The 25,691-nt window shown below is 49.6% G+C and carries 23 protein-coding genes and 1 riboswitch; of the genes, 18 read left to right on the forward strand and 5 right to left on the reverse strand.

From position 1 onward, the window contains the following. The first annotated feature begins 1 nt into the window (after position 1). Complete coding sequence (gene sdhB / locus A7K91_RS17755) at positions 2 to 766, forward strand: succinate dehydrogenase iron-sulfur subunit (RefSeq protein ID WP_068685102.1); 765 nt, start codon at positions 2 to 4, stop codon at positions 764 to 766. Between the two features lie 330 nt (positions 767 to 1,096). Continuing rightward, positions 1,097 to 2,968 (forward strand): SLC13 family permease, encoded by a 1,872-nt coding sequence (locus tag A7K91_RS17760; protein ID WP_156739620.1) that lies wholly within the window; start codon positions 1,097 to 1,099, stop codon positions 2,966 to 2,968. A 107-nt stretch (positions 2,969 to 3,075) separates the two neighbouring features. Here the strand turns inward: A7K91_RS17760 and A7K91_RS17765 are convergent, their stop codons facing one another. The 4 genes from A7K91_RS17765 to corA all read right to left on the reverse strand — a co-directional run bounded on the left by A7K91_RS17765 (position 3,076) and on the right by corA (position 6,415). Further along, entirely contained in the window at positions 3,076 to 3,384 is a 309-nt protein-coding gene (locus A7K91_RS17765; RefSeq protein WP_068685256.1) for a winged helix-turn-helix transcriptional regulator, read from the reverse strand. 258 nt (positions 3,385 to 3,642) lie between these two features. After that, positions 3,643 to 4,452: a histidinol-phosphatase gene (locus A7K91_RS17770; protein WP_068685105.1), complete on the reverse strand. Its 810-nt coding sequence runs from the start codon at positions 4,450 to 4,452 to the stop codon at positions 3,643 to 3,645. Positions 4,453 to 4,465: 13 nt separating this feature from the next. After that, positions 4,466 to 5,368, reverse strand: a complete 903-nt coding sequence (locus A7K91_RS17775) for a LysR family transcriptional regulator (RefSeq protein ID WP_068685107.1) — start codon at positions 5,366 to 5,368, stop codon at positions 4,466 to 4,468. A gap of 111 nt (positions 5,369 to 5,479) precedes the next feature. Beyond that, positions 5,480 to 6,415 (reverse strand): magnesium/cobalt transporter CorA, encoded by a 936-nt coding sequence (gene corA / locus A7K91_RS17780; RefSeq protein ID WP_068685109.1) that lies wholly within the window; start codon positions 6,413 to 6,415, stop codon positions 5,480 to 5,482. Positions 6,416 to 6,799: 384 nt separating this feature from the next. Continuing rightward, positions 6,800 to 6,904: riboswitch (SAM riboswitch) on the forward strand. Positions 6,905 to 7,018: 114 nt separating this feature from the next. Here corA and metA point away from each other — a divergent pair. From metA to A7K91_RS17830, 11 genes are all read left to right on the forward strand, one after another. After that, positions 7,019 to 7,936: a homoserine O-acetyltransferase MetA gene (gene metA / locus A7K91_RS17785; RefSeq protein ID WP_068685111.1), complete on the forward strand. Its 918-nt coding sequence runs from the start codon at positions 7,019 to 7,021 to the stop codon at positions 7,934 to 7,936. A 57-nt stretch (positions 7,937 to 7,993) separates the two neighbouring features. Continuing rightward, on the forward strand, positions 7,994 to 9,154 hold the full coding sequence (locus tag A7K91_RS17790; protein ID WP_068685113.1) for an aminotransferase class I/II-fold pyridoxal phosphate-dependent enzyme: 1,161 nt from the start codon (positions 7,994 to 7,996) through the stop codon (positions 9,152 to 9,154). Between the two features lie 199 nt (positions 9,155 to 9,353). After that, a complete protein-coding gene (mqnC, locus tag A7K91_RS17795; protein ID WP_068685115.1) occupies positions 9,354 to 10,490 on the forward strand; it encodes a cyclic dehypoxanthinyl futalosine synthase in 1,137 nt (378 codons plus the stop codon). Between the two features lie 211 nt (positions 10,491 to 10,701). Further along, positions 10,702 to 11,640: a putative sporulation protein YtxC gene (locus A7K91_RS17800; RefSeq protein WP_068685117.1), complete on the forward strand. Its 939-nt coding sequence runs from the start codon at positions 10,702 to 10,704 to the stop codon at positions 11,638 to 11,640. A 461-nt stretch (positions 11,641 to 12,101) separates the two neighbouring features. Continuing rightward, positions 12,102 to 14,030, forward strand: a complete 1,929-nt coding sequence (thrS, locus tag A7K91_RS17805; protein ID WP_068685119.1) for a threonine--tRNA ligase — start codon at positions 12,102 to 12,104, stop codon at positions 14,028 to 14,030. 63 nt (positions 14,031 to 14,093) lie between these two features. Continuing rightward, on the forward strand, positions 14,094 to 14,723 hold the full coding sequence (locus tag A7K91_RS27295; RefSeq protein WP_281198644.1) for a 3D domain-containing protein: 630 nt from the start codon (positions 14,094 to 14,096) through the stop codon (positions 14,721 to 14,723). A 60-nt stretch (positions 14,724 to 14,783) separates the two neighbouring features. Further along, on the forward strand, positions 14,784 to 14,927 hold the full coding sequence (locus tag A7K91_RS26515) for a hypothetical protein (protein ID WP_156739622.1): 144 nt from the start codon (positions 14,784 to 14,786) through the stop codon (positions 14,925 to 14,927). 217 nt (positions 14,928 to 15,144) lie between these two features. Beyond that, complete coding sequence (gene liaF / locus A7K91_RS17815) at positions 15,145 to 16,218, forward strand: cell wall-active antibiotics response protein LiaF (protein ID WP_068685121.1); 1,074 nt, start codon at positions 15,145 to 15,147, stop codon at positions 16,216 to 16,218. Positions 16,219 to 16,226: 8 nt separating this feature from the next. Continuing rightward, positions 16,227 to 17,261 (forward strand): sensor histidine kinase, encoded by a 1,035-nt coding sequence (locus A7K91_RS17820; RefSeq protein ID WP_068685123.1) that lies wholly within the window; start codon positions 16,227 to 16,229, stop codon positions 17,259 to 17,261. Then, entirely contained in the window at positions 17,258 to 17,917 is a 660-nt protein-coding gene (locus A7K91_RS17825; RefSeq protein WP_068685125.1) for a response regulator, read from the forward strand. Before A7K91_RS17820 ends, A7K91_RS17825 begins: the two co-directional genes overlap by 4 nt. Further along, positions 17,874 to 18,425, forward strand: a complete 552-nt coding sequence (locus A7K91_RS17830; RefSeq protein WP_245697600.1) for a YugN-like family protein — start codon at positions 17,874 to 17,876, stop codon at positions 18,423 to 18,425. The genes A7K91_RS17825 and A7K91_RS17830 overlap by 44 nt, the downstream gene beginning before the upstream one ends. Before the next feature lie 55 nt (positions 18,426 to 18,480). On the opposite strand, the gene A7K91_RS17835 is transcribed toward A7K91_RS17830, so the two are convergent. Beyond that, entirely contained in the window at positions 18,481 to 18,729 is a 249-nt protein-coding gene (locus tag A7K91_RS17835) for a hypothetical protein (RefSeq protein ID WP_068685127.1), read from the reverse strand. A gap of 242 nt (positions 18,730 to 18,971) precedes the next feature. Between A7K91_RS17835 and A7K91_RS17840 the strand changes: the two genes are divergently transcribed. The 5 genes from A7K91_RS17840 to aroF all read left to right on the forward strand — a co-directional run bounded on the left by A7K91_RS17840 (position 18,972) and on the right by aroF (position 25,569). Then, complete coding sequence (locus A7K91_RS17840) at positions 18,972 to 20,627, forward strand: S1C family serine protease (protein WP_068685129.1); 1,656 nt, start codon at positions 18,972 to 18,974, stop codon at positions 20,625 to 20,627. Positions 20,628 to 21,104: 477 nt separating this feature from the next. Continuing rightward, the gene (locus tag A7K91_RS17845) at positions 21,105 to 21,797 is read left to right on the forward strand and encodes a response regulator transcription factor (protein WP_068685131.1); all 693 of its coding nucleotides are present in this window, start codon (positions 21,105 to 21,107) and stop codon (positions 21,795 to 21,797) included. Positions 21,798 to 21,799: 2 nt separating this feature from the next. After that, positions 21,800 to 23,314: a sensor histidine kinase gene (locus A7K91_RS17850; RefSeq protein ID WP_068685133.1), complete on the forward strand. Its 1,515-nt coding sequence runs from the start codon at positions 21,800 to 21,802 to the stop codon at positions 23,312 to 23,314. A gap of 25 nt (positions 23,315 to 23,339) precedes the next feature. Then, the gene (locus A7K91_RS17855) at positions 23,340 to 24,338 is read left to right on the forward strand and encodes a 4-hydroxy-3-methylbut-2-enyl diphosphate reductase (protein ID WP_068685135.1); all 999 of its coding nucleotides are present in this window, start codon (positions 23,340 to 23,342) and stop codon (positions 24,336 to 24,338) included. Between the two features lie 169 nt (positions 24,339 to 24,507). Continuing rightward, positions 24,508 to 25,569 carry a 3-deoxy-7-phosphoheptulonate synthase gene (aroF, locus tag A7K91_RS17860; RefSeq protein WP_068685138.1) on the forward strand — a complete coding sequence of 354 codons (1,062 nt, stop codon included), beginning with the start codon at positions 24,508 to 24,510 and terminating at the stop codon, positions 25,567 to 25,569. Positions 25,570 to 25,691 lie beyond the last annotated feature (122 nt).

The raw sequence follows: 25,691 nt of genomic DNA on the forward strand, positions 1-25,691 counted from the left end.
GATGGCTGAAACGACTGCTGCTACTAAAACGGTTAAGTTTATTATCTCTCGCCAGGATACGCCTGAATCCAAGCCGTATACGGAAGAATTCGAAATTCCGTATCGTCCCAATATGAACGTAATCAGCGGGCTGATGGAAATCCAGCGCAATCCGCTCAAGGCAGACGGAACCAAAACCTCGCCGGTATGCTGGGACTCCAACTGTCTGGAGGAAGTGTGCGGAGCTTGCTCCATGGTCATTAACGGCAAGCCGCGTCAAGCGTGCAGCGCGCTCGTTGACAAGCTGGAGCAGCCGATCCGCCTTGAGCCTATGCGTACCTTCCCGGTTGTACGAGACCTTGTTATTAACCGCGAGCGCATGTTTGGAGCGCTCAAGAAGGTTAAAGCATGGATTCCGATCGACGGTACGTATGACCTTGGCCCTGGTCCGCGCATGGCGGAAACAAAGCGTCAATGGGCGTACGAGCTTTCCAAGTGCATGACCTGCGGCGTCTGTCTGGAATCCTGTCCTAACGTAAACGACCGGAACAGCTTTATCGGTCCTGCGGCGATTTCACAGGTTCGTTTGTTCAATGCTCATCCTACGGGTGAGATGAACAAAGAGGAGCGTCTGGAAGCGCTGATGACCGATGGCGGCATTGAAGGCTGCGGCAACTCGCAAAACTGCGTCCGCTCTTGTCCAAAGGGCATTCCGCTGACAACATCCATAGCGGCGATGAACAAGGACACCACCAAACATCTGTTCAAGAAATGGCTGGGTATGTAACCTAACATTATACGTTTATTCTTGATGACAATAGCGCCGCCATGGTGGCGCGTTTCAGCAGCCGGCAAGCGGCGACAGGCTTGCCGGCTGTTTTTTTACATACATAAGCTTGATTTTGAAATTGATAATTATTATCATTTATAATAACGTCAAAGACGATTGCTGTCAACGCTAATCATTGTGAAGTAAATCACAAAAGCGCTTGTGAAACTGTGTTAAAATTTTCAACGTAAACATGGAGAAGTTATAAGCAATTCATCAGTGAACATGCTTGCAGATTTTGCCCGGTTAAATAGAAAACCACACGGGCGAGTGGGGGGATAGGCAGAGATGAGCGGCGATATGATTATTACCTTGCTTGTATTGGCTGCTGCTGCGGCGTTGTTCGCCAGCGGCAAAGTTCGTTCCGATCTTGTAGCCATTTGCGCTCTTATTGTGCTGGTCGTCAGCGATATTCTGACACCTTCGGAGGCGTTGTCCGGCTTTTCCAATTCGGTTGTTATTATGATGATTGGATTATTTGTGGTCGGAGGAGGCATCTTCCAGACGGGGCTTGCCGGAATCGTCAGCGGAAAGCTGCTGGCTCTTGCCGGCGCCAATGAAACAAAGCTTCTCATAACGGTCATGCTGGCAACATCGTTTTTGGGAACGTTCGTAAGCAACACCGGGACAGTAGCGGTTATGCTGCCTATCGTCGTCAGCTTGGCGATGAGAGCCGGCAGCAGCCCCTCTAGATTATTGATGCCTCTGGCATTTGCCAGCAGCCTTGGCGGGACCCTTACGCTTATCGGGACGCCGCCCAATATGGTTATTCGTGAAACCTTGACCAAAGGCGGCTTTCAGGAATTATCCTTTTTTTCCTTTACGCCGATTGGTTTGGTTGCCTTAGGTTTAGGCACGCTGCTTATTTTATTTTTCAGCAAACTCTTTTTGTCAGGGCGCAAGGATGACAGCAACGCCAGCGGCGGGGCAGGCGTCAACATTAATGAGCTGGCCAAGCGATATATGCTGTCGCAAAACCTGTACCGCCTTAAGGTGCATGAGCGGTCGCCAATTGCCCAGAAAATCATTCGCGAGCTTAATATTGGCGAACAGTTCGGTATCCATATTAGTGAAATTCGCAGAAAAACATCGCATAAAAATCCTTTTTTCAAAACGATCAATGGCGAGATGGCCCGACCCGATACGCGGATTTTGGTGCAGGATATTCTTTATGTAAAAGGCGATTTCCCTGAAATTAATGCCTTTGCCAAGGAATACGATTTGATTCTGATGGATCAAGGCGCGACGGAAAAGGAAGGGGAATCCGCAAGCGAGGGCTACGCCTCCACCGACTTTGGCATAGCCGAAGTGATTATTCCCACCAATTCCAAACATATCAATCAACTGGTGAAGCATTCCGGTTTTCGTGAAAACTATAACGTCAACGTATTAGGCATCCAGCGGAAAGGGACGTTTGTCCTGCATGGCCTAAAGGATGAAAAAATCCGCACGGGGGATGCGCTGCTGGTGCAGGGAGCGTGGAAAAGCATCGCAAGCATGGCGCGCGAGCAGGATGACGTTGTTGTTGTCGGCCAGCCGCTGGAATCCGCTGCGGCTATGCCGCTCAAGCATAAAGCGCCGCTTGCCGGAGGCATTATGCTGCTGATGGTGGTGCTGATGATAGCGGAAGTATTCCCGGCCGTTGTTTCTGTCATGCTGGCGGCTGTTCTGATGGTGGCAACAGGCTGTCTTCGCAACATGGAAGCCGCCTATAAAACAGTCAATTGGGAAAGCATCGTGCTGATCGGAGGCATGATTCCCATGTCTACAGCGATTGAGAAATCGGGCGCGGCGACCCTGATATCAGAAGGGCTTGTAGGCAGCTTGGGCAGCGCTGGCCCGATGGCGATGCTGGCAGGCATCTATTTCGCCACCTCGTTCCTGACCTTGTTTATCAGTAACACGGCTTGCGCTATCCTGTTTGCTCCCATCGCGCTATCGGCGGCCGTTCAACTTGGCGTTAATCCGGTGCCTTATCTATTTGCCGTTTCATTAGGCGCTACCATTTGCTTTGCCGTTCCATTTTCAACGCCTCCCAATGCGCTAGTCATGTCCGCGGGACGTTATTCCTTTATGGATTATGTTAAGGTGGGCATGCCGGTGCAGATACTGCTAGGCGTTGCTATGGTTGTGGCGCTGCCCTTGTTCTTCCCTTTTTAAGATGACAAAAAAACAGTCTCCTGGTCATGCCGGCATCGGCAAGGCGGGAGACTGCTTGTTTTTGGGAGCGGCATAACAGCCAGGCTGCATGACGCGCAACGCATGTTTTACATCCAGGATTCTCCCCAGACTTGAATCGACTCGATTACGGGCTTCAGATCGCGGCCTTTCGGCGTAAGCTCGTATTCAATCCGTACTGGCATCTCGGGATAAACATGGCGATTGACAATGCCGAGCAGCTCTAATTCCTTCATCCGGTCCGTCAGCATTTTATCGCTCATCTCCGGAATCTGCTCCTTCATGTCCTTGAAGCGTTTCGGTCCGCCCAACAGCACCCGGATAATCCGGCCAGTCCATTTCTTACCCAGGATATCTGCAGCCGCCTCGTATCTAGGACACATGATCGAATAATCCAACGTAATCACCCCGCTTTTCTGCTTCCATTATACCATATACACGTACAAAAAGTAAGTGTCTAATACGGTATGCGTTCCCAGGTTCAGAGCAATGGAGGAAGGGGAGCCGTTTCATTACTTTCAACATGTCCTATTTGTTACACAAATGAAATGTTCCTGTTATCGCACGTTTATATAAAGGGGTTATTATAATAAGCAAGACCCCCTTTTCATATAACTATATTGGGACCTGCGTTTAGCGCGGGTCCACTTTTTTGTCTATAGAGGCACAATAACGGGTTTGCGCTGACGGTAGAAAACCCATTTTTTAAAGCCGATTTCCTTCAGCCGTTTTGCAACAAGCTCCCACTCGTCCCCGACTCTGGAAGGGAGATGGGCGTCGGAGCCAAAGGTAACATTGACGCCAAAATAATGAGCGCGCTCCAGAATCGCGTCGGATGGATACCACCCGCCCACATATTTGGTGCTGCCGGAGGTATTGATTTCAATGGACACATTGCTTTGAGCAATGACCCGCAACGCATCGTCTATGGCTTCTGGCGTTTGAATGTCCGAAAAGGCAGGATAATACCCCTTCATGGCGTCGATATGGCCCAGAATGTCGAACATGCCGCTTTGCGCGGAACGGGCTATAAGATCGTAATAGCTCTTTTTCTCGTCAACATGCCGGATTTCTGGAAGCTTCTGCCAACGAGTCCGGTTAAAAATGCTGACGCCGCTAACCTGATGGACAGAGCCGATGATGTAGTCAAACGGAACATCTTTGTAGGCGGCCCGGTAAACGTCGGCTTTGTCGGGGAAATAATCCGACTCCACGCCAAGCAGCACCTCGATTTTGCCTCTGTACTTTTCCTTGAGGCGCTGCACCTCGGCCACGTAGTTGGCGAATTCGCTGCGCGCCATGGCGATGCCGGGGGCGGGATGATCCTCCTCATGGGCAAAATAAGGGGAGTGATCCGATATGCCGATTACCTGCAGGCCATGCTCAATGCCGGCTTTAATATAATCCTCAATGCTGCCGTCGGCATGTCCACATCTGAAATGATGAGTATGTAAATCAAATTTCATTGTACTCACGCTCCTACTCGCTGCTTATGAATTGGTGCTCCGGCATACCCCTCAAATCGCTAAGAAACTGCTGCATCGCGGTATTAAGGTAACGTCCCGACCGATAAACCACCCCAACGGGATGGGTTGTCTCCAGCTCATGCACCTTGATGATTTTTAGCGTGCCCAATTTTAGCTCCGTAGGTATCGATAATTTGGACACGATCGCTGCGCCCAAATCTATTTCCACCATTCGCTTCACTTCTTCGCTGCTGGACAGCTCCATGACAATATTTGGCTGCACATTATGCTTTCTTAAAATACCGTCTATAAACCGTCTCCCAAGTGTGTCCGGCGCCAGCATAATCATGGGCAAATCTCGCAGCTTGTCTACTGTTGTATGGGTTAGACGGCTCATAGGATGCTCGGGAGACACGACAAGCTCGAAGGTGTCGTAATAAAGAACGGATGAGGAAATATTCGGATTTTTTTCGGTCAGGTAGGTGATTCCGACATCAACCGTACCGTTCTCCACGCATGTCATCACCTGTGAAGAAGGCATTGTATGGATGGTGGTTTTAATTTGCGGATATTGATCCTGGAAATAGGAAAGCACCCTGGGCAAAATCTGAATGGCAATGGAGGTTGTTGTGCCAAGCACGATGTGGCCCTGAGGGGTCTGATTCAAATCATCCAGACGCTGCTTAAGCTCCTCTACAATGCCAAGTATTTTCTCCGCATGCTCCAGAAAGACTTGTCCGTGATCCGTTAATGTGACGGGTTGATTTCGATTGATCAGCACGGACTTGAATTCGTCCTCCAGACTTTTGATCTGGGCCGACACAGCCGGCTGGGTCAAGTTCAGCAATTCGCCAGCCTTGCGAAAGCTCATCGTTTTGGAGATGGTCAGCAGCGTTTCCAACTGGCTGATATTCATATTCGGTTATGCCTCCTTCCGACTTGCAGAATGCCGCCAGTCCTTATTCTATTATAGCCTTCCCGTCAAGCGGCAGCAAAAAGAAAAAGAAAAAGAAAAAAAGGAAAGGCATTAGAGCCATTCCTTTTTGCGGAAGATAACAAACATGCTGAAGCCAAGTATCGCCATGATGCCAAGAAGCACATACGCGCCAAAGCGATAATGTAGGCCGGGTATAATGTCGAAGTTCATGCCGTAGATTCCGGTAATAAACGTCAGCGGCATAAAAATGGTTGTAATAGCGGTAAAAACGCGCATAATTTCGTTTGCTCTGCTGGACAGGCTGGACTGATACGCCTCGCGCAAGTTGCCCATCAAATCGCGGTACGTTTCAAAGGACTCCGCGATTTTCAGCGTATTTTCATAAACGTCGCCAAAATATTTCTGGAGCTGGTCGTCGATCAGGCGCAGTTCTTTTTTATTTAATGTAAAGATAAGCTCGCGTTGAGGGCCAAGCGCTTTTTTGACCCACAATATTTCGGCGCGCAAGCCGATAATTTCATTCAGATGGGATTTTTTCGTATGCATGAGGATATCCTCCTCAAGCGCTTCTATCCGCATGTCGATCCGGTCGCCAACCAGGAAGTAATTATCGACGACAAGGTCGACAAGATGATAGAGAAACTGGTCGGGGCGGCAGACCTCCTGCTCCCATAGAATAGGCTTCAGCGTGCGCAGCTCGCTAATTTTTTGCCGGGTAACTGTAATAATATAATGGCGGCCCAAAAAGATGTTAAGCGCACGGAGGAAAATTTCCTCATCGTCGAACCGGATGCTGTTGATTACAATAAAATAATGCTGCTCGTAAAGCTCGATTTTGGGACGTTGCTCCTCTTCCTGAAGACAATCCTCCACGGCCAGGTCATGCATGCCGAACAACGGCTGCAGAACGGCCAGATCTTCAACGTCGGCGTCGATCCAATAAAAACCTTCGGCGGGAGGCGTAATCGTTTTTTCGATTTCCTCCAGCACTTCAAAATTGCCATTGATCACATGTCTGATTTTCATATGCAGTTTCTCCTCTCGCTTCATGCAGGAAACCGCCAGTCTGCAGAGGCGAAATCAAGCCTTCAGAGATGCCTTGAGAATCTGCCCGATAAGCGGCGACAAACAAGGGAACTGAGGGTTATGCTTCGCCTTCTCGCGAAGACTGGCGGTAATGCCGTATCACAATTGTCCGAGCTACCTCGATCACCTTCCATAATCCTGCGTTCACTCCTTTTTGTCTTCAATTAAGCCGCAATCCTTGTCTAGTATACTCCCGGTTCGCTGTAACATTCAAGCATTGAACAGATATCAGTAGTAGTGTATGCAAAACAGGTTCTTGACGAGAGTGACATAATGCATTAAAGTGTAAATAAATTAGGATTGCAAAAAATTGAATAGACTACTTTCTTATCAAGAGCAGGCGGAGGGACTAGCCCGATGAAGCCCGGCAACCGGCATAAGCACGGTGCTAATTCTTGCGGAAACGACAACGTTTCTGGGAGATGAGAGAGGCGGATGGCTTCTTTTCCGAGCAGACGACCTTTTCTCACGCAGAAGGGGTCTTTTTTATTGCAGTCTGATGATTTTGGCGCAAGCCGCATCATGAGCATAGGAGGAGTCAGAATGCCCATTAAAGTTCCGGACAACTTGCCGGCAAAGGAAATACTGAACCGCGAAAATATTTTTGTCATGGATGAAAGCGTCGCTTACCATCAGGATATTCGTCCGCTTCGAATTGCCATATTAAATTTGATGCCGACCAAGGAAACGACTGAAACCCAGCTGCTCCGCCTGATCGGCAATACGCCTCTGCAGGTTGAGGTCGTGCTGCTCCATCCCCGGACGCACACGTCCAAAAATACGTCTGCAGAGCATCTGGAGTCCTTTTACAAAACGTTTGACGAAATCGCACACCGCTACTTCGACGGCATGATTATTACAGGAGCGCCCGTTGAGCATCTGCCGTTCGAGGAGGTTACTTATTGGGAAGAGCTGAAGGAGATCATGGAGTGGAGCAAACGCCATGTCACCTCTACCTTCCATATTTGCTGGGCGTCCCAGGCGGGGCTTTACCATCATTATGGCATTCCCAAATATAATCTGGATCAAAAAATGTTTGGAGTATTTCCTCATACGGTAGAAAAGCAAAACGTTCAGCTGCTGAGGGGTTTTGACGAGTTGTTTTATGTACCGCAATCCAGACATACGGAAGTGCGCGTCGAAGATATAGAGAAGGTGGAAGAGCTTGAAATTTTGTCCCTATCGGAGGATTCTGGCGTATATATCGTAGCGTCGAAGGATGGAAAGCGCATATTTGTTACCGGCCATTCGGAATACGATACAGATTCGCTCAAGGCGGAATACGACCGGGACGTGGCCAAGGGTATGGATATAGCGCTGCCGCTTAACTACTATCCGGGCAACGATCCTTCCTGTATGCCGCTCTCCATATGGAGAGCGCACGCCAACCTGCTGTTTTCCAACTGGCTCAATTATTACGTCTACCAGCAGACGCCGTACGAGCTTGGAGCGGGGATTTGAAACAATCAGGCTTTGTGACGGCATTTCATATCACTATTGAGGGAGTTGCTCATTTTTATGAAGATTGAAAGTCATTTGGCACAAATCGGCTCGCAGAAGGAGCCGGTTACGGGAGCCGTCAGTTTTCCAATCTATAATGCAACTGCATTCCGCCATCCCAAATTGGGACAAAGCACGGGGTTTGATTATACGCGGACCAAAAATCCGACCCGTGCCGTGCTGGAGGAAGCGGCAGCAGAGCTGGAATGCGGCGACGCTGCTTTTGCCTGCAGCTCCGGAATGGCCGCTCTGCAAACGGTTTTTGCCTATTTCAGCCAAGGCGACCATCTCATTGTTTCGCTTGACCTGTACGGGGGAACCTATCGTCTGCTGGAGCAGATTATGACGCGTTTTGGTATAACGGCCTCCTATGTGGATACAAACGATATCGATGGCATGTCGGAGAAGCTGACGCCACATACAAAAGCTATCCTGGTGGAGACGCCAACAAACCCGCTTATGATGATTACTGATTTGGAGCGTGTCAGCGCATGGGCCAAATCCCGAGGTTTGCTCGTTATTGTGGACAACACCCTGCTGACTCCGTTCCTGCAGCGTCCGATTGAGCTTGGAGCGGATATCGTCATTCATAGCGCAACCAAATATTTGGGCGGCCATAATGATGTATTGGCGGGCCTTATCATATCCAAAGGCGAAGAATTGTCTGCCAAGCTGGCTTTCCTGCATAATTCCATTGGCTCGGTATTGGGGCCGCAGGATTCGTGGCTGCTCATGAGGGGCATGAAAACGCTGGCTCTTCGTATGGAGCGTCATGAGTACAATGCGACAGCGCTGGCTAACTGGCTGATGGAGCATCCCGCAATAGAGGATGTTTATTATCCGGCTCTGAAGCATCACCCCGGCCATGATATTCAAAACCGCCAATCCTCGGGCAATACGGGTATTTTTTCGTTCAGGCTGAAGGATGCCCGTTATGTGGAGCCTATTCTGCGCCATATCAAGCTGATTGCATTTGCGGAAAGCCTTGGCGGCGTAGAGTCACTGATGACCTATCCCGCGATTCAGACCCACGCGGATATTCCGGAGGAAATTCGCAAGGCCATAGGCGTAGACGACCGTCTTCTGCGCTTCTCCGTTGGCATTGAGCATGTGGATGATTTGATTGCCGATCTGGGTCAAGCTATTGAAGAGGCGCGACTGGAAATCGAACAATCATAAAAGCTGTAACTGCGGCCGATGAAAATCGGCCGTTTTGCATCCTCATTTTTTCAAATAGTGAACCGCTGGACAAACAGAATTCCTTAAATGGACAAAATGAGTCAAAAGCGACAGATGGCGCGTCCGTTCGTAGTATGTTAGGATAGATTATGATTACTTGACATTGAGATCAATTCATGAATGGAGGGAGATCCTGCGAATGAGCGCAATTGATGCAATTCTGGACAAGGCTTTGCGCGGAGAGCGTCTCGGCCTTGAGGAAGGTATGGAGCTGCTTGCATCCGACGAAATCGAAAAGATGGGGCATACCGCTAATCAGATCATGTTGAAATGGCATCCCGAGCCGATCACGACCTTTGTCGTTGGCCGCAATGTGAACTACACCAACGTATGCGACGTGTATTGCCGCTTCTGTGCCTTTTATCGCGCACCGGGCTCCAATGAAGGCTATGTGCTGGATGACGAGGTCATTTTAAATAAAATACAGGAAACGATAGATGTGGGGGGTACGGAAATTTTGATGCAAGGCGGAACTAATCCCAACTTGCCGTTTACGTATTACACCGACCTGTTGAAAAAGATCAAAGCGAAATTCCCTGACATTACCATGCACTCCTTCTCTCCTGCAGAAATTCAGAAGATGAAGGTTGTGTCCAACGGACTGACGCTGGACGAGGTTATATCGCAGCTGCATGAGGCGGGATTGGACTCTCTGCCGGGAGGCGGAGCTGAAATTCTGGATGACCGGACGCGGCGAAGAATTAGCCGTGCGAAGGGATCATGGACCGATTGGATGGACGTTATGAACTCCGCTCATCGCCATGGCATGAATACAACGGCAACGATGGTATACGGTCTTGGGGAAACCATTGAAGAGCGCGCGCTGCATATGCTTAGAATCCGCGAGGAGCAGGACCGCGTGTTGTCCCAAGGATATCCGACGCCGGGCTTTTTGGCGTTTATTTCCTGGCCGTTCCAGCCCGACAACACCAGGCTGAAGCTGGAGAAGCAAAAGCCTGAGGAATATTTAAGGATTGTAGCCGTCAGCCGCATCATGATGGACAATATTAAAAACCTTCAGTCCTCCTGGGTGACGATGGGACCTGATATGGGCAAGCTGTCGCTTTCCTATGGCTGCAACGATTTTGGCAGCACAATGATTGAGGAAAACGTAGTATCCGCGGCGGGAACAACGCATAAGGTCAACATCGAGCTGATTCTTCAATTGATTCGGGAAGCGGGAAAAATCCCGGCTCAACGCGATACGAAATACAACATTATAAAAATGTTTAACGAAGCAGAAAAGGTTAAGCAGGACTTTATTATGCAAAATTAAGCAGTGTCGCCGCATGTTATCAATTAGCATTTGATGCTTCATGCGCCAGGCCCGGGAGTACCATCCTAACAGATTGGTCTCTTGGGTTTTTTTGTTCTTGTTCTTGTTCTTGTTCCCTCGCCCTTGGACATGCCAATGCTTCCCTTCGCAGAGGCCGTATATACGGTGCTGGAGGGCCATATACTGTAACGGAAGGAAAGGGGCGAGCGCAGTGGAACTATTCAGTATTATCTTGCCGGAAACCTGTGCAGGCAGCGCGGATAAGCTCGGCGCACTGCTGACGGAGCACTTAATAGCCGATTTACATAAAACGGCTGGTTCGCGGAGCAAAGAGCAGCGCGAGATGCCGGTTTATTTTGAGAGCAGCGAAGAGGTTAGAGTTAATTGCAAAGCTGTGATGGCCCGGTTTCATCTGCGCACTCATGGGCCGGTCATTTTCCAGTCCGCTGCTTCTGCTATTGCTGAATTTGTGGTAGCCGAGATGGAGAACGAAATGCTTCGTTCCTTCATTACGCGCAAATTTCCCGACACCCGGCATGGGGAGGACCGGCGGATATTGGATTATTGCAACGAGCTGATGCAGGGCAAGGAATGGGACGGTCTGGGGGGCAAATTCAAGGAAGCGGACCAGGCGCGGAGAAGAGACAAAATAGAGCAGGAAATCCGGGAGTATTTGCATGAAGGAATCACGCTGAATTTGGAAGGCTTTGCAACATTCCGTCTGTCTGCTTATCGCAAGGAGCTGGCTGAAATAGTGGAATACGCCATGGATGAATACGCCATGGATAAACAATATCAGGAGTTTATTTCGTTACTTAAATATTTTGTGCAGATGCAGGATGAAAAGGTTGCGCATGTGCATGTGCTCCACAAGGGCGGGCAAGAATTCGTTATGTACGACAGCCGCTTTAAGCCGATCGAGGCAAAACCATCCCCCGACCGGATCGTCGCCGAAATGCTGGAAACGGAAATGAATATGGAGGATATGGTGGTCAGCACGCTGATTTCCGTTGCGCCCGGCCAAATTACGATTCATACGCGACAGCCCGAGCTTCAGGTCATTCGCACGCTTCAGACGATATTCGAAGGCAGAGTCAAGCTATGCGTCAAGTGTCCGTCTTGCGCCGAAAGTCTGGATGTGCTTCGGTAGTACACTTGACGAATGGAAGCAGCCGTTCTATAATTATCGACATATCCAAGCAACAGCAATGACAAAAGACATGTATTCGTCAAGACGCTTGCAGCAGAGAGAGGAAACCCGGCTGAAATTTCCTTGCAGGACGGTGTCGAATGTACCCCTTTTGTAGCTGTGCGGTTGAACCGGAGAGGGCGTTCCTTCCAGCATGTGCCGATCATTCAGGCCAATATGCAGCCAGGGATAAGCCGGTAATCTCCTTCGCTGTAAGCCGCACCGGACCTCTCCGTTATAAGAGTTTACAAGGACTGTATGGTTTAGTCATTGCCGCATGCGGCAAAGCCTAACGTATCAGTTGAAGTAGGGTGGAACCACGAGACAACAAGCGCTCGTCCCTTTGCGGGATGCGCGCTTTTTTTGTGCGCTGTCATCCCGTCATGACGGCTTGAATACATGGTCAAGGAGGATGTGGCAACATGAACATCAGCATTACGCTGCCGGATGGAGCGGTAAGGGAATATCCGGCGGGAACAACTATTGAGGAAGTAGCGGGCTCCATCAGCCCCGGTCTGCGCAAAAACGCGCTTGCTGGCAAAATCGACGGCAAGGTGGTTGACGTTTACGCGCCGATCCAAAGCAATGCCGCAATCGAAATCGTGACAGACAGCAGCCCGGACGGGCTTGAGGTGTATCGTCACAGCACCGCACATTTATTGGCGCAGGCATTGAAGAGAATTTACAGCGATGTGAAGCTGGGCATCGGCCCCGTTATCGAAGACGGCTTTTATTATGACATCGACATGGAGCATTCATTAACGCCGGATGATCTGGCCGCCATCGAAAAAGAAATGAACAAAATCGTCGGCGAAAATCTGGAAATCCGCCGCCGCGAGGTGAGCCGCGACGAAGCGGTAGCGATTTTCACTGAAATCAACGATCATCTGAAGCTGGAGCTGATCCGCGATTTGCCGGAGGATTCCGTCATTACACTGTACGATCAAGGCGAATTTTTTGACCTGTGCCGCGGCCCTCATTTGCCGTCTACCGGCAAAATCAAAGCCTTTAAGCTGCTAAGCGTTGCAGGCGCCTACTGGCGCGGCGATTCCAAAAACAAAATGCTGCAGCGCATTTACGGCACAGCGTTTTTCAAAAAAGCCCAGCTTGACGAGCATCTGCATTTGCTGGAGGAAGCCAAAAAGCGGGATCACCGCAAGCTTGGACGAGAACTCAAGATGTTTACATTCTCCCGCGAGGTTGGTCAAGGCCTGCCGCTGTGGCTGCCGCACGGAGCGAAGGTTCGCAGAACTATGGAGCGTTATATTGTGGATCTGGAGGAACGTCTTGGCTATCAGCATGTTTATACTCCGGTGCTCGCAAATGTGGATTTATATAAGATTTCGGGACATTGGGAGCACTACAGCGAGGACATGTTCCCTTTGATGGCGATGGATAATGAAGAATTGGTGCTTCGCCCGATGAACTGTCCCCATCATATGATGGTGTATAAAAGCGACATGCGCAGCTATCGCGATCTTCCAGTCCGGATTGCCGAGCTGGGCACAATGCACCGTTACGAAATGTCCGGGGCGCTCACAGGGCTTCATCGCGTAAGAGCGATGACCTTGAACGATGCGCATATCTTCTGTCGTCCCGATCAAATCAAGGAAGAGTTTGCCCGCGTCGTTAATTTGATCCGTCAAGTTTACGAGGACTTTGGCATCAAGGAATACCGCTTCCGTCTTTCTTACCGTGACCCTAACGACAAAGAGAAGTATTTCCAAAATGATGAAATGTGGGAAATGTCGCAAAGGATGCTGCGTGAAGTTGTTGAAGAACTGGATCTTCCGTTTTTTGAAGCGGAAGGCGAGGCAGCCTTCTACGGTCCAAAGCTTGATGTACAAATCAAAACTGCTCTGGGCAAAGAAGAAACACTGGGTACATCCCAGTTGGACTTCCTCCTGCCTGAGCGTTTCGAGCTGGAATACGTCGGCGAAGATGGCAAGAAGCACCGTCCTGTCGTTATTCACCGCGGGATTATCAGCACTATGGAGCGCATGACCGCCTATCTGCTGGAAAACTTTGCTGGCGCGCTGCCGCTTTGGCTGTCGCCAGTTCAAGCCAAGGTTATCCCGGTTTCGACCGCTTACGAGGCTTATGCGCGTGAGGTGGAAGAGAAGCTGCAATTCAGCGGCATTCGCGTGGAAAGCGATCTGCGCAACGAAAAGCTTGGCTATAAAATCCGCGAAGCCCAGCTGGAGAAAATCCCTTATATGCTCGTTGTGGGGGAAAACGAACAGCAAGCGGGCTCCGTATCGGTCCGCAAACGCGGAGAAGGCGATATCGGCTCCATGCCGATAGCTGAGCTGGCATCACTGCTTAAAGGCCAGATCGACTCCAAGGTTTAATTTATTTTCGCATAAAGCTTGTGCCATCGGGGCATGATTTCCTTCAAGGAGGAGTTAGCCCAGATGGTTACAAGCTTTTTTGTATGTCTGTCCAGGCTGGCAGGCGCTTGCGCGACGGCTGTATTGCTGACGTCGCCATGTTTTCCGATTGCCGCCGCAGGCTCGCAGCAGCCTATGGCAATTGAATCAGGTACTGATATGCCCGCGACCAACGCGTCAACGTCAACTAAGCCGGATGCAGCTCTGGCGGCTCCTGTTGCCGTCAAAAGCCCGACTCCGGCCGAGCCGGAATCGGTGGAGGTTGTCGCAACTGGTTATACGGCCGGAGTTGAATCCACGGGGAAGTCCCCGGGCCACCCCGGTTATGGCATTACCTATTCAGGCGTTAAGGTGAGACGCGACCGTGTGTCGACAATCGCTGCCGATCCCCGGCTGTTTCCGATCGGTACGCTGCTGTATATTCCCGGTTATGGCTACGGGGTTGTGGCGGATACCGGCTCGGCGATCAAGGGTAAACGGATCGATCTTTATTTTGAAACGATCAGGGAAGTGTATGAGCAATGGGGTAAACGCAAGGTGAGCGTTCAGGTGCTGCGCAAAGGAAACGGCAAGCTGTCGCAAGCCTGGCTTAACGGAATCAACGGCGCTGTGCAAGCAGGGCAGCCCATTCCCCAGTCCTATCTGGAATCGTAAGCCGCCGCATAAGTTGAAAAATCGACGGCATACTATGACATAGGCTGGGAGGTGATTATAATGGCTAAGAACAAAAACAATAAAGCCCCGCAAAACAAACAGCTTAACGCCGAGTTTTCGCAGGAATTGGTTCAGAACAATTCCACTAACGGACAAACTATGTCGCAACGCCAAAATAACCGCAACAACCAAAATCAAAAATAAAATCAGCTAATTTAATAGTAGAGGCAAAATAACAAGGAGGAACCAAATCGGTTCCTCCTTTCTTTTGGGGCTATTTTGATTAATTCCAATTAAAGTAACCTTCTCCGTCCAGAGACCGAGATGAATTTCAATCGGCCGTCCCTTCTTTGCGGGCAGGACAATGGCTATACTAAATGTAGGTAGTGAACAATGTCATAAGCATGAGGGGTTGTAGACGATGAGGCGCGGTATTATGAGCCGGACGTTGACCGGTACATTGATTATTGGAATTGGCGTAATGTTTCTTCTGCGGCAATTGGGTTACATTCAATTTGATGCGGGAGATTTGTTGCGAACGTATTGGCCCGTTATTCTTATATATTTTGGTTTAGTGAAATTGATGGAGGGCAGAACCTTTGCTGGCAACGGGGGCGGCGGCGGCTTGCTGCTTCTTATGGTGGGGGTCATATTTTTAGCTAAAAATCTTGATTTTATCGAGCTTTCGCCAGGGGAGATTGTTCGTTTTGCGATCCCCGTTATCATTATCTATATCGGCCTCAAGCTGATTTTAAAAACATCTCCCAAAAAGCGGGAAACACCGCAAGAGGATGAATGGAAATCCTATCGACCTTATAATGATGACCGTCCAGTGCCGCCGGCACCGCCGCTTCATCCCGATCCTACCGGCAAGTTCGATATGAATTCCGTGGAGCAGCCGCATGGAAAGAGCAAGCCTGGGTATGAGCAGCCACATGAAGGAGCTGGCGGCTATCAGGAGCCGCAGCATAATCCGGAAAGCGACAATAAGTGGAGCGATTGGACCAAATGGGGCGAATATAATAAGGATAATAAACACGGGAAATACAAGCATTACGAAAAACAGGAAAAACATGAGCATGAGCATGTGGAATGGTGGAATTCGGGCAATCCCAATGTGGTTAACCGTTCCGGCTTTATCGGCGACATTCATATGGGACATGAATATTGGGAGCTTAAACCGCTTAATATCTCTCATTTTATTGGAGATACCGTGCTTGATCTGACAAAAGCGCAAATTCCGTATGGCGAAACCCGAATTAACATCTCCTCGTTCATTGGCGATGTAAAGGTTTATGTGCCGGATGATTGCGAGCTTGGCATTCTGGTCGTGTCCAGCACCTTTATTGGAGATGTCAAAGTATTTGGCCGCAAGGAAGGCGGAATAATGTCCAGCACCAGCATTCAAACACCAAGATATTCGGAGGCGGACAAAAAAATCAAGCTTGTCGTCAGCTCGTTTATTGGCGACACGCGAGTAACCAAGGTAGGGTGATGTAGCGCATGATGGTTCGGTTTTTCCGAAGCGGGAAGTGGGAGCTGGTTGGCATGTTTGCCCTAGCTTCCGCTGTTTCGCTTTCCTTGCTGTATATGATATGGAATACGCTCGATTCCAATTTGTCCCAGATGGAGCGCAACCTATCTGCTCTTGCCATCGTTGTGCTCATTAGCGCGGCGTTTGGCTACTGGGCGGCACAACGCTACGGACGGCGGCTGGACACGCTTTATTTGGCTCTAAAGCAAGGCATAAACGGAAATTATCAGGTTCGCATAACGGATTCGGGACATCATTCCTTCGTTCAGGTGTACAGAGAGTTTAACGAGCTGGCCCAAAGCATGGAAGAAAAGATGAAGCTGCTTCAGAAAATGGGCGAGGAACGAGTGCTTGCGGAATCGGCATCTAATGAAGCGGCGGTATTGGAGGAGCGTAAGCGTCTTGCGCGCGACTTGCATGATACGGTAAGCCAGCAGCTTTTTGCCATACATATGTGTGCGTCATCCCTTCCCAAGCTTCAGGAGGTGGATGCCTCGCGGGCGGCTTCTGTTCTTGAGCAGCTTATTGGAATGTCCAATCTGGCGCAAAAGCAGATGCGGAACTTTATTGCACAGCTGAGGCCGATGGAGCTGGAGGGACGATCGCTTCAGGAGGCGCTCGACAAATGGTTTCCCGACTATTGCCGTCAAAACGGCTTGCAGGGCGTCCTGGAATGGCGGCTGAGCGAAAAGCTGAGCGAGGCCAAGGAGCACCAGCTGTTTTTGATTGTGCAGGAAGCGATGGCGAACGTCGTCAAGCATGCCAAAGCCCAAGGCTGCACATTGACGCTGGCCGATACGGAGCGGCAGGTTGTTATGATGCTGTCGGATGACGGAGCCGGCTTTAAGACGGATACCGTCAAAAGAGGCTCCTATGGCTTGTCGACGATGAAGGAGCGGGCGGAAAAGCTGGGCGGTACAACAGACATTATAAGCAAGGTCGGGAGTGGGACCCGCATTAAAGTGACGATTCCAAAAATATACCGGGGAGAGCAAAATCAATGAGCGAAAGCATTAAAATCATGATTGTTGACGATCACGACATGGTCCGAATCGGACTGCGCACTTATCTCATGCTGGAGCCTAAGCTGGAGGTAATGGCGGAAGCGGGCAATGGAGCCGAAGCGCTTGACTATCTGGCTTCTTGCACAGAGCAGCAGCGTCCCGATATTATTTTGATGGATTTAATGATGCCGGTTATGGATGGAATTGAAGCGACAAAGGCCGTCACGGCCCGCTACCCCGGTATTCGAATTGTTATGCTGACCAGCTTTCTGGAGGATGACAAGGTTTACGGTGCGATTGAAGCAGGAGCCGTCAGCTACGTGCTTAAAACCGTTTCCGCCGAGGAATTGATTTATGCCATCAACGGCGCATTCAAAGGAATGCCTGTTATGACAGCCGATGTATCGCAGGCTTTGACCCGGGGACTGAGACAACGAACCGCGCAATCCGGCGACGAGGACTTAACCGATCGTGAGAAGGAAGTGCTTTTGCTTATTGCTGACGGCTTATCCAATAAGGAGATTGCTGAAGAGCTGCATATCAGCATCAAAACGGTAAAAACGCATGTAAGCAATCTGTTGATGAAATGCGAGCTTGAGGATCGGACCCAGCTTGCCGTCCTGGCTCATCGCAAGGGATGGGCAAACCGGGCCTAACCGTAACCTTTCATTTCAAAACCAGGCTTTGTATAGCCCCGTCATTCGGCGGGGCATACTACGTTACAGCAAGCAAGCGCTGGAGGTGGTTCCCGTTAGACTGATTTCATCCACAATAGAAGGCAGCACGGGGAAGTTTACGGAGCTGCAAGGAGAATTGCAGGGGTTAGGGTATACGCTAGGAGGCAATTGGGACTACGAGCAGGGTTGTTTTGACAAGCCGATGGATTCCGCACATAAAGTTTGGCTGCGTATTCCGTTCCAGGTGACAGATGGCAATATCGACAGTGAATATTCCGAAAATAATGCCATCATTACGTTAGGGCAGCCATTTGTGCTAAAGCATTTATATAATGAGGGCAATGATCCCGAAGCATCGGTGCGGGTGGTTGGGGCTATGTTTGATCAATTTCAGTCCCCTGTTGATCCCGATGCAGAGGTTGAAGACCGCTGGGCGGAGCGGGGCGAAGAGCTCGTCCGGATGGTGGAGGCTGTTTTGACACGTTAACAGGACTATATGATTATGAACATGGCCGCCATTCTGCAATGGCGGCCATTTACACTTAGAAAAGTCCAGCGATTAATCTGCCAACATAGGCAAAAAATACAGCAATAAAAAGAAAGTTTTTAAACTTTTCAAAATAAAAGGTAATAAGCGGCGGCGATTGAATATTTCTGTTGGTTGCTTTCAAATGAGGTTGAAAAAAAGGAATTAGCATGCAATAGATAACTCCTGATACCCAGCATGCCACAAACGCAATAAACCATTCTGAAAAGAGAATGCCGCATAATAACCCTGCCGCAATAGCCATGTGAAAACTTCATCCTTTCTGTGCTAATCTTATCCTGGCTCTTATTACCATTATTTTTCCATTATACTTGAAATGGAAGGAAACAGACAGGGGGTGTTTTGTTTTCACTGGCGGCATATTGATTTTGATAAATTATCAAAGATTAATGAAATTTTAAGTTTGTTTTAAGGTGTAGTGTGCATGATAGAACTAACAAAAAACATACTTCATATTGATAGATCATGAATGGAGGAGAGCGCAAGATGGACGACCAAAACAACAAAAAGGGTTACGATGATTTCTTTTCGTCCGACGGTTCCAACCGCTCCGACAATAATACATCAAGCTCGGACGATCATTCCTACGGGGAAGGCAAAGGCTACTCCGGGAACTATGGCTATGAGGATAGCAGAAAGACTGACGAGGCTCATAGGGAGAGCTTTCGGAATGAGCCGCCCAAAGAGGCGCATTATTACTCCTATGGCCCGATTTCGGGCGGGGAACAGCAGCCTCAGCCGCTAAAGGTACAGCAATCAAATGATTACAATCAACATCAATTCTCTGGCGGCTACAGCCAGCCATCTTCCGGCTATCCGCAGCGGCCTCAGCAAATTCAACCGGCCCGCACGTTTACGCCTTCAGGCAAGGGCTGGGGGGAAACGAAGGAGAAAAAACGCGGCAGCTCCTTTAAATCTGTGTTTCTTTCCTTTATGGCAGGCGTGCTGGTAGTTGGCGCATTGATGTATACGGCGGATGTGCAAAACTGGTTTACCTCCGGCAGAACCGTGGAAACGGTAAGCGGATCGGGCCAGACAACGCAGGGCTCAACCGTATCCCAGCAAACGGGAGGTTCTTCAAGCGCCGTCGCCGCGCGTCCGGACAATATCGCGCAGCTGTTTGAAACAGCGAGTCCCGCAGTTGTCAAAATCGAAACGTATGCCAAAACGCAAGCCAGCACAGGCGGCAGAGGACTGCTGGATGATCCGTTTTTCCGCCAGTTTTTCGGCGATGACACTCCTTCCACAAGAACTCCAGACGCGGGCAATGAAGGGCAGCTGCAGCAAACAGGCGTTGGCACCGGATTTTTCTTTGATTCCACCGGCTATATTTTGACAAACCAGCACGTTGTAGGAAATGCCGATGAAATCAAGGTAACGGTACAGGGATACGACAAACCCCTGACCGCCAAGCTTCTCGGCAACAGCTACGATCTGGATTTGGCCGTCATCAAGGTTGAAAGCGATAAGGCGTTTCCTACCCTGCCGCTAGGAAGCTCCGAGGATATTAATATCGGGGATTGGGTTGTTGCAATCGGCAATCCGTACGGCTTCGACCACACCATTACAGTTGGCGTGCTTAGCGCCAAGGAGCGTCCAATCAGCATCTCCGACAGCAACGGCGAACGCAACTACAAGCATTTGCTGCAGACGGATGCTTCCATCAATCCCGGCAACTCAGGCGGGCCTCTGCTGAATGTCAAGGGCGAGGTGGTTGGCATCAATACTGCGGTCAGCTCGCAGGCGCAGGGCATCGGCTTTGCTATTCCAACAACTACTATTAACGAGGTTTTGGATAACCTGAAGAACAACACTGAAATTCCTAAAGAGCCGGCGCCGTTTATCGGGGCCAACCTAATGGATATGACAGAGGAATATGCAACCAAGCTAGGCTTGGACAAAGTGGAGGGCTCTCTCGTAACCGGCGTTTATTACAACTCCCCGGCTTACCTGGGGGATCTGAAGCAATATGACGTTATTACTGGCGTGGACGGTAAAACGTACACAACGACCAAAGCCTTGATCGCCGAAATACAATCCAAAAAAGTAGGCGACAAAGTGCAGTTTAATGTTATCCGCAAGGGCGAGGCCATTAACCTTGAGATTGAAATTGGCGATAAAAACGTTTTTGGGGTAGAATAATTGGTAATTATTTAAGTTGAACAAATGAGATGCAGCTATGCTGGCCTCCATGTGAGGAGTTCTTCCGAATCGCTGTTGTTCCCAGATTTCTCTGAATGGTAATGTCTAATGGTGAAATCCGGGAACAAAGGCGAACGCTACGCTTCTACAGAACCCCCCACACTCTGGCCGTTGCTGTCTTTCTTTTGTTCAATTTATAGTGTTGGGGTTGAAAAAATGGAGAAGGGGCTGTCCGAAAAGTCACGTGAAACGAATAACTATTCAGCAGCGAGGACCGGAGGGGAAAGGGTGTCTTGAGGGCGAGTTTTTTTGTCTGCTTTTATCCACTAAAAAACTGGATCAAAATAAAGCGGACAAAAATGTTTGAGCTTCCAAGACACCCTTTTCCTGCAGGTACCGGTTTTCCTGAATATTTATTCTCCGTAACTTACTTTTCGGACAGCCCCTTTTTCTTCCGATTTTTAGGGGGGGCCGGCGATGAGAGCTCATATTGTTGTGGTTGATGATGATGACCGGATTATTTCCATGCTGCGCAGAAGCCTGGCTTTTGAAGGCTACGAGGTGACAACGGCCTCCAATGGAGCTGAAGGGCTGAAGGTGCTGCTTACCGCTGATCCGGATTTGCTTATACTGGATGTGATGATGCCGCAAATCGACGGCTGGGAGGTATGCCGCAGAGTAAGGGAAGGCGGCAGCGCCGTTCCGATATTGATGCTAACGGCCAAAGACGATGTCATTGATCGGGTCAAAGGACTGGATCTGGGGGCCGACGACTATTTGGTCAAGCCCTTTGCGCTGGAGGAGCTGCTTGCCCGCGCTCGCGCTCTTCTTCGCAGAAAAAGCGACAAGCTGGAGGAAGCGGGAAGCCAGCTTCTTTTTGAAGACCTTGTTCTGGACATGGATGCCCGCGAGGCGATAAGAGCGGGACGCAGAATCGAGCTGACATCCAAGGAATACGATTTGCTGCTGCTGTTTATGCAAAATCCCCGCAGAGTATTGACGAGAGACGCCATTATGGAAAAAATATGGGGATATGATTTTAGCGGCGAGTCCAACGTGCTTGAGGTTTATATTGCAATGCTTCGCCAAAAGGTAGAGGAAGGCGGGGCAAAGCGGCTGATCCAGACGGTGCGGGGAACCGGCTACGTCCTTAGAGGAGAGGCGGGTTAATTATGTCTATCAGGCTGCGCCTTACTTTATGGTACTCTGGCCTGCTGGCCGTCACATTGCTTGTATTCGGCGTTAGTCTCTACTGGTTCGTCAATTGGAATACGTATAATGAACTGCGTTCGCAAATAAAAAAGCAGGCAGACGAGATTCGGATAACGGGAACGATTTTTAACAGCCTTGACCTTGATTTGGACCGCCGGACGCAAATTGCTGAAAAGGACATATATATTCAGCTTATTAACTACCATGAAGGTATCATCAAACAATCCTCCAATTTACGCCAGCAATCTATTTTAATTCCTTACCCGGAGCTTACATCCAATCCTGAGCGGGAATTCGTGGAACGAAGCATTACTATCGGTTCTTCCAAATATAAAATGATTACGTATCAAATCCCGGTTGTTGTTCTGCCTAACAACGAAATGGTAGGCCTGCTTCAGATTGGCATGCTTACCTATAACGAGGACCAATTTTTGGCTGGACTTCGCAATACGTTTGTTTTTTACTCCGTCCTTCTGGTCCTTATCGCTTTTACCGTGGGCATGTTGATTGCGCGTCAAGCGCTTAGGCCGATTGAACGGGTTATTGCCTCCACCAAGCAAATCGAAAAGGGCGTTGATCTCAGCGTTCGCATACCGTTTGTAGGCTCTCCTAAGGACGAGGTAGGCTTGCTTGTTAATACGCTTAACGGCATGTTGTCCCGGCTGGAGACTGCTTATAATGAATTGGATGATGCCTACAAGATGCAGCGTCGCTTTGTCTCAGATGCATCCCATGAGCTTCGCACGCCGCTGACAACCATTCGCGGAAATATCGATCTTTTGGAAAAAATGTGGAGTAAAGCCAGAGACGAAGGAAAAGCCGCAGACGGCCTGCAGCTCAGCGCCGATCATTGGATGATGTCGAATGAAGCGATGAGCGACATTTCGGCGGAAGCCAAACGAATGAGTACGCTGGTAAGCGATTTGTTGGCTCTGGCGCGTGCGGATGCGGGATATGTGATGGAAAAAGAACAAATCAGCCTTTTGCCGTTAACGGAGGAAGTGGTGCGCCGGGCGAATCTGCTGCCGCGAAATGCGGAATGGAAAGTTGCGGATTTGTCAGCGCTGGAGGGAGCGCGCGTATACGGAAATCATGACTATTTACAGCAGCTTCTGTTCATATTTATAGAAAATGCGTTTAAGTATACGCCAAGCGGTTATGTCGAGATGAGTACCGTCTCCAGAGAGGGGCATATCGGGTGGAAAATAGAGGATACCGGAATCGGCATGAATCCGGAGGAGATTCCTCATATTTTCGACCGCTTCTACAGGGCGGATGAATCACGCGGCGTTACGGTTGGCACGGGGCTTGGCCTGTCCATTGCCAAGTGGATTCTTGATGAGCATAGAGGCTCTGTTGAGGTGACCACCCGGGAAAATGCCGGTACCGCATTTGTCATCTGGCTGCCATTAGACTTTTCCGTTCAGGCGGATTACACTATAATGGAAGAAACGGACGAAAACAAGCTGGACTAGGTCCGTTGGAAAGCAGGTGCAAGAAATGGAGATTGTCAAAATATCCCCGCGCGGCTATTGCTACGGAGTAGTTGACGCCATGGTGCTGGCGCTGCAAACCGTCAAAGATTTGGAAATGCCGAGGCCTATCTATATTTTGGGCATGATTGTTCATAACGCGCATGTAACGGAGGCTTTTGAGCGGGAAGGCGTTATTACGCTTGACGGAGCCAACCGAATGGATATATTGGAACAGATTACGGAAGGCACTGTTATTTTTACCGCCCACGGCGTCTCGCCTCAGGTACGCGAGCTTGCCCGGGAGAAAGGTTTGACCGTTGTTGACGCTACTTGTCCCGATGTTACGCGGACTCATGATTTGATTCGCGCGAAAACCGCCGAAGGCTTTCATATTATATATATCGGTAAAAAAGGCCATCCTGAGCCGGAAGGCGCTGTTGGCGTTGCTCCAGATCTGGTGCATCTTATCGAAAAGCAAGAAGAAATCGACGAACTGGATGTACAAGCCGAACGTATTGTCATTACGAATCAGACAACCATGTCGCAGTGGGATATCCGCCACATTATGAAGCGGCTGCAGGAGAAGTACCCCCATGCCGAGGTGCATAACGAAATTTGCCTGGCTACTCAGGTGCGCCAGGAGGCTGTGGCTACACAGGCCGGAGAAGCCCAGCTCGTTATCGTTGTGGGCGATCCGCGCAGCAACAACTCCAATCGCCTTGCGCAAGTGTCGGAGGAAATTGCCGGTGTCAAAGCTTATCGCGTGGCCGACGTTACCGAAATCAAGCGGGAATGGCTGGAGGGCATGGAGCGTGTTGCGGTAACTTCAGGCGCATCTACGCCTACGCCGATTACGAAGGAAGTTATTGCCTATCTGGAGCAATATGACTATCGAAATCCCGACACCTGGGAAATCGTTAGAACAATCAATCCTAACAAGCTGCTTCCCAATGTAAGGGCGAAAGCATCGGAGCAAAAGCCGAAGGAAGAGCAGCCAAAGGAAGCGGAAGCAAATAAAGCTTAAGCAAGTATTCATCATTTTGACGCATTTTTTGATTCTCCGCTGTTGACGGAGAATCAAAAATGCGTTATATTGACTTTAGCGAATAAAAGCATAAAAGCATAAAAGCTAAAAAGCATAGACGCATAAAAGCCTAAAAGCGGGTTATGTGAAAAATAAAGGAGTGTTTTGAATGATTGCCATTACTAAAAACAACACTAGCGACGAAAGAATACAGGAAATCGTCAAACATATCGAACAAACGGGCGTGCAGGCGCATGTATCCAGAGGCACCGACAGAACGGTAATCGGTATTATCGGAAAGGCAGAGCCTACATTGGCGGAGCATTTGCGTCAAATGAAGGATGTTGAAAATGTTATTAAAATTTCAAAGTCCTACAAGCTGGCAAGCCGCGACTTCCATCCCGACGATACTATTATTGATATTAAAGGCGTCAAAATCGGAGGCAAGCATCTCGCCATTATGGGTGGGCCTTGCGCCGTTGAAACACCGGAGCAAATCGACGAAATCGCCAGACTGGTCAAAGCAGCCGGAGGCCAAATTTTGCGCGGCGGAGCGTTTAAGCCAAGAACGGGTCCATACAGCTTCCAGGGCGTAGGTGTGGAAGGCCTGGTTATGATGGCGGAGGCTGGCAAAAAGCATGGACTGTTAACTATAACCGAGGTCATGACGCCTGAATACGTAGACATTTGCGCTGAGCATGCCGATATCCTTCAGGTAGGCACACGCAATATGCAGAACTTTGACTTGCTGCGCAAGCTGGGAACGATTCAAACTCCGGTTTTGCTGAAGCGCGGCTTTAGCGCCACCTATGACGAGTTCCTGAATGCAGCGGAATACATTTTGGCCGGCGGCAATCCCAATGTTATGTTGTGCGAGCGCGGAATCCGAACGTTCGAGACTTATACCCGGAATACATTGGATCTTTCTGCCATTCCGGTTCTGCAATCGCTCAGCCACCTTCCTGTTATATCCGATCCTAGCCATGGCACCGGACGCCGCGAGCTGGTGGAGCCGATGTCGAAGGCCTCCGTCGCGGCTGGCGCCAACGGCTTGATTGTTGAGATGCATACGGATCCCGACAACTCCATGACGGGAGACGGCGTGCAGTCTCTGTTCCCGGATCAGTTTGCCGCTTTGCTGAAGGACCTGGAGAAGCTTGGAGAGCTTGTAGGCAAAGAATTCAATACGCCTAAAGAGCCTGCAGACTACTTCAAAGAGTGGAAAAAATAAAGGAATAACAGCGTATATCCGTTTATTTAAGCAGCCGTCGGTTTTGTCCCAAAAGACGAAACCGACGGCTGTTTTTTTTGTATTGCTGCATTTCCATGTCAGAAAACGTTTACACGTGATAT

The sequence above is a fragment of the Paenibacillus oryzae genome, from assembly GCF_001675045.1.
GTDB classification, from domain to species: Bacteria; Bacillota; Bacilli; order Paenibacillales; family Paenibacillaceae; genus Pristimantibacillus; species Pristimantibacillus oryzae.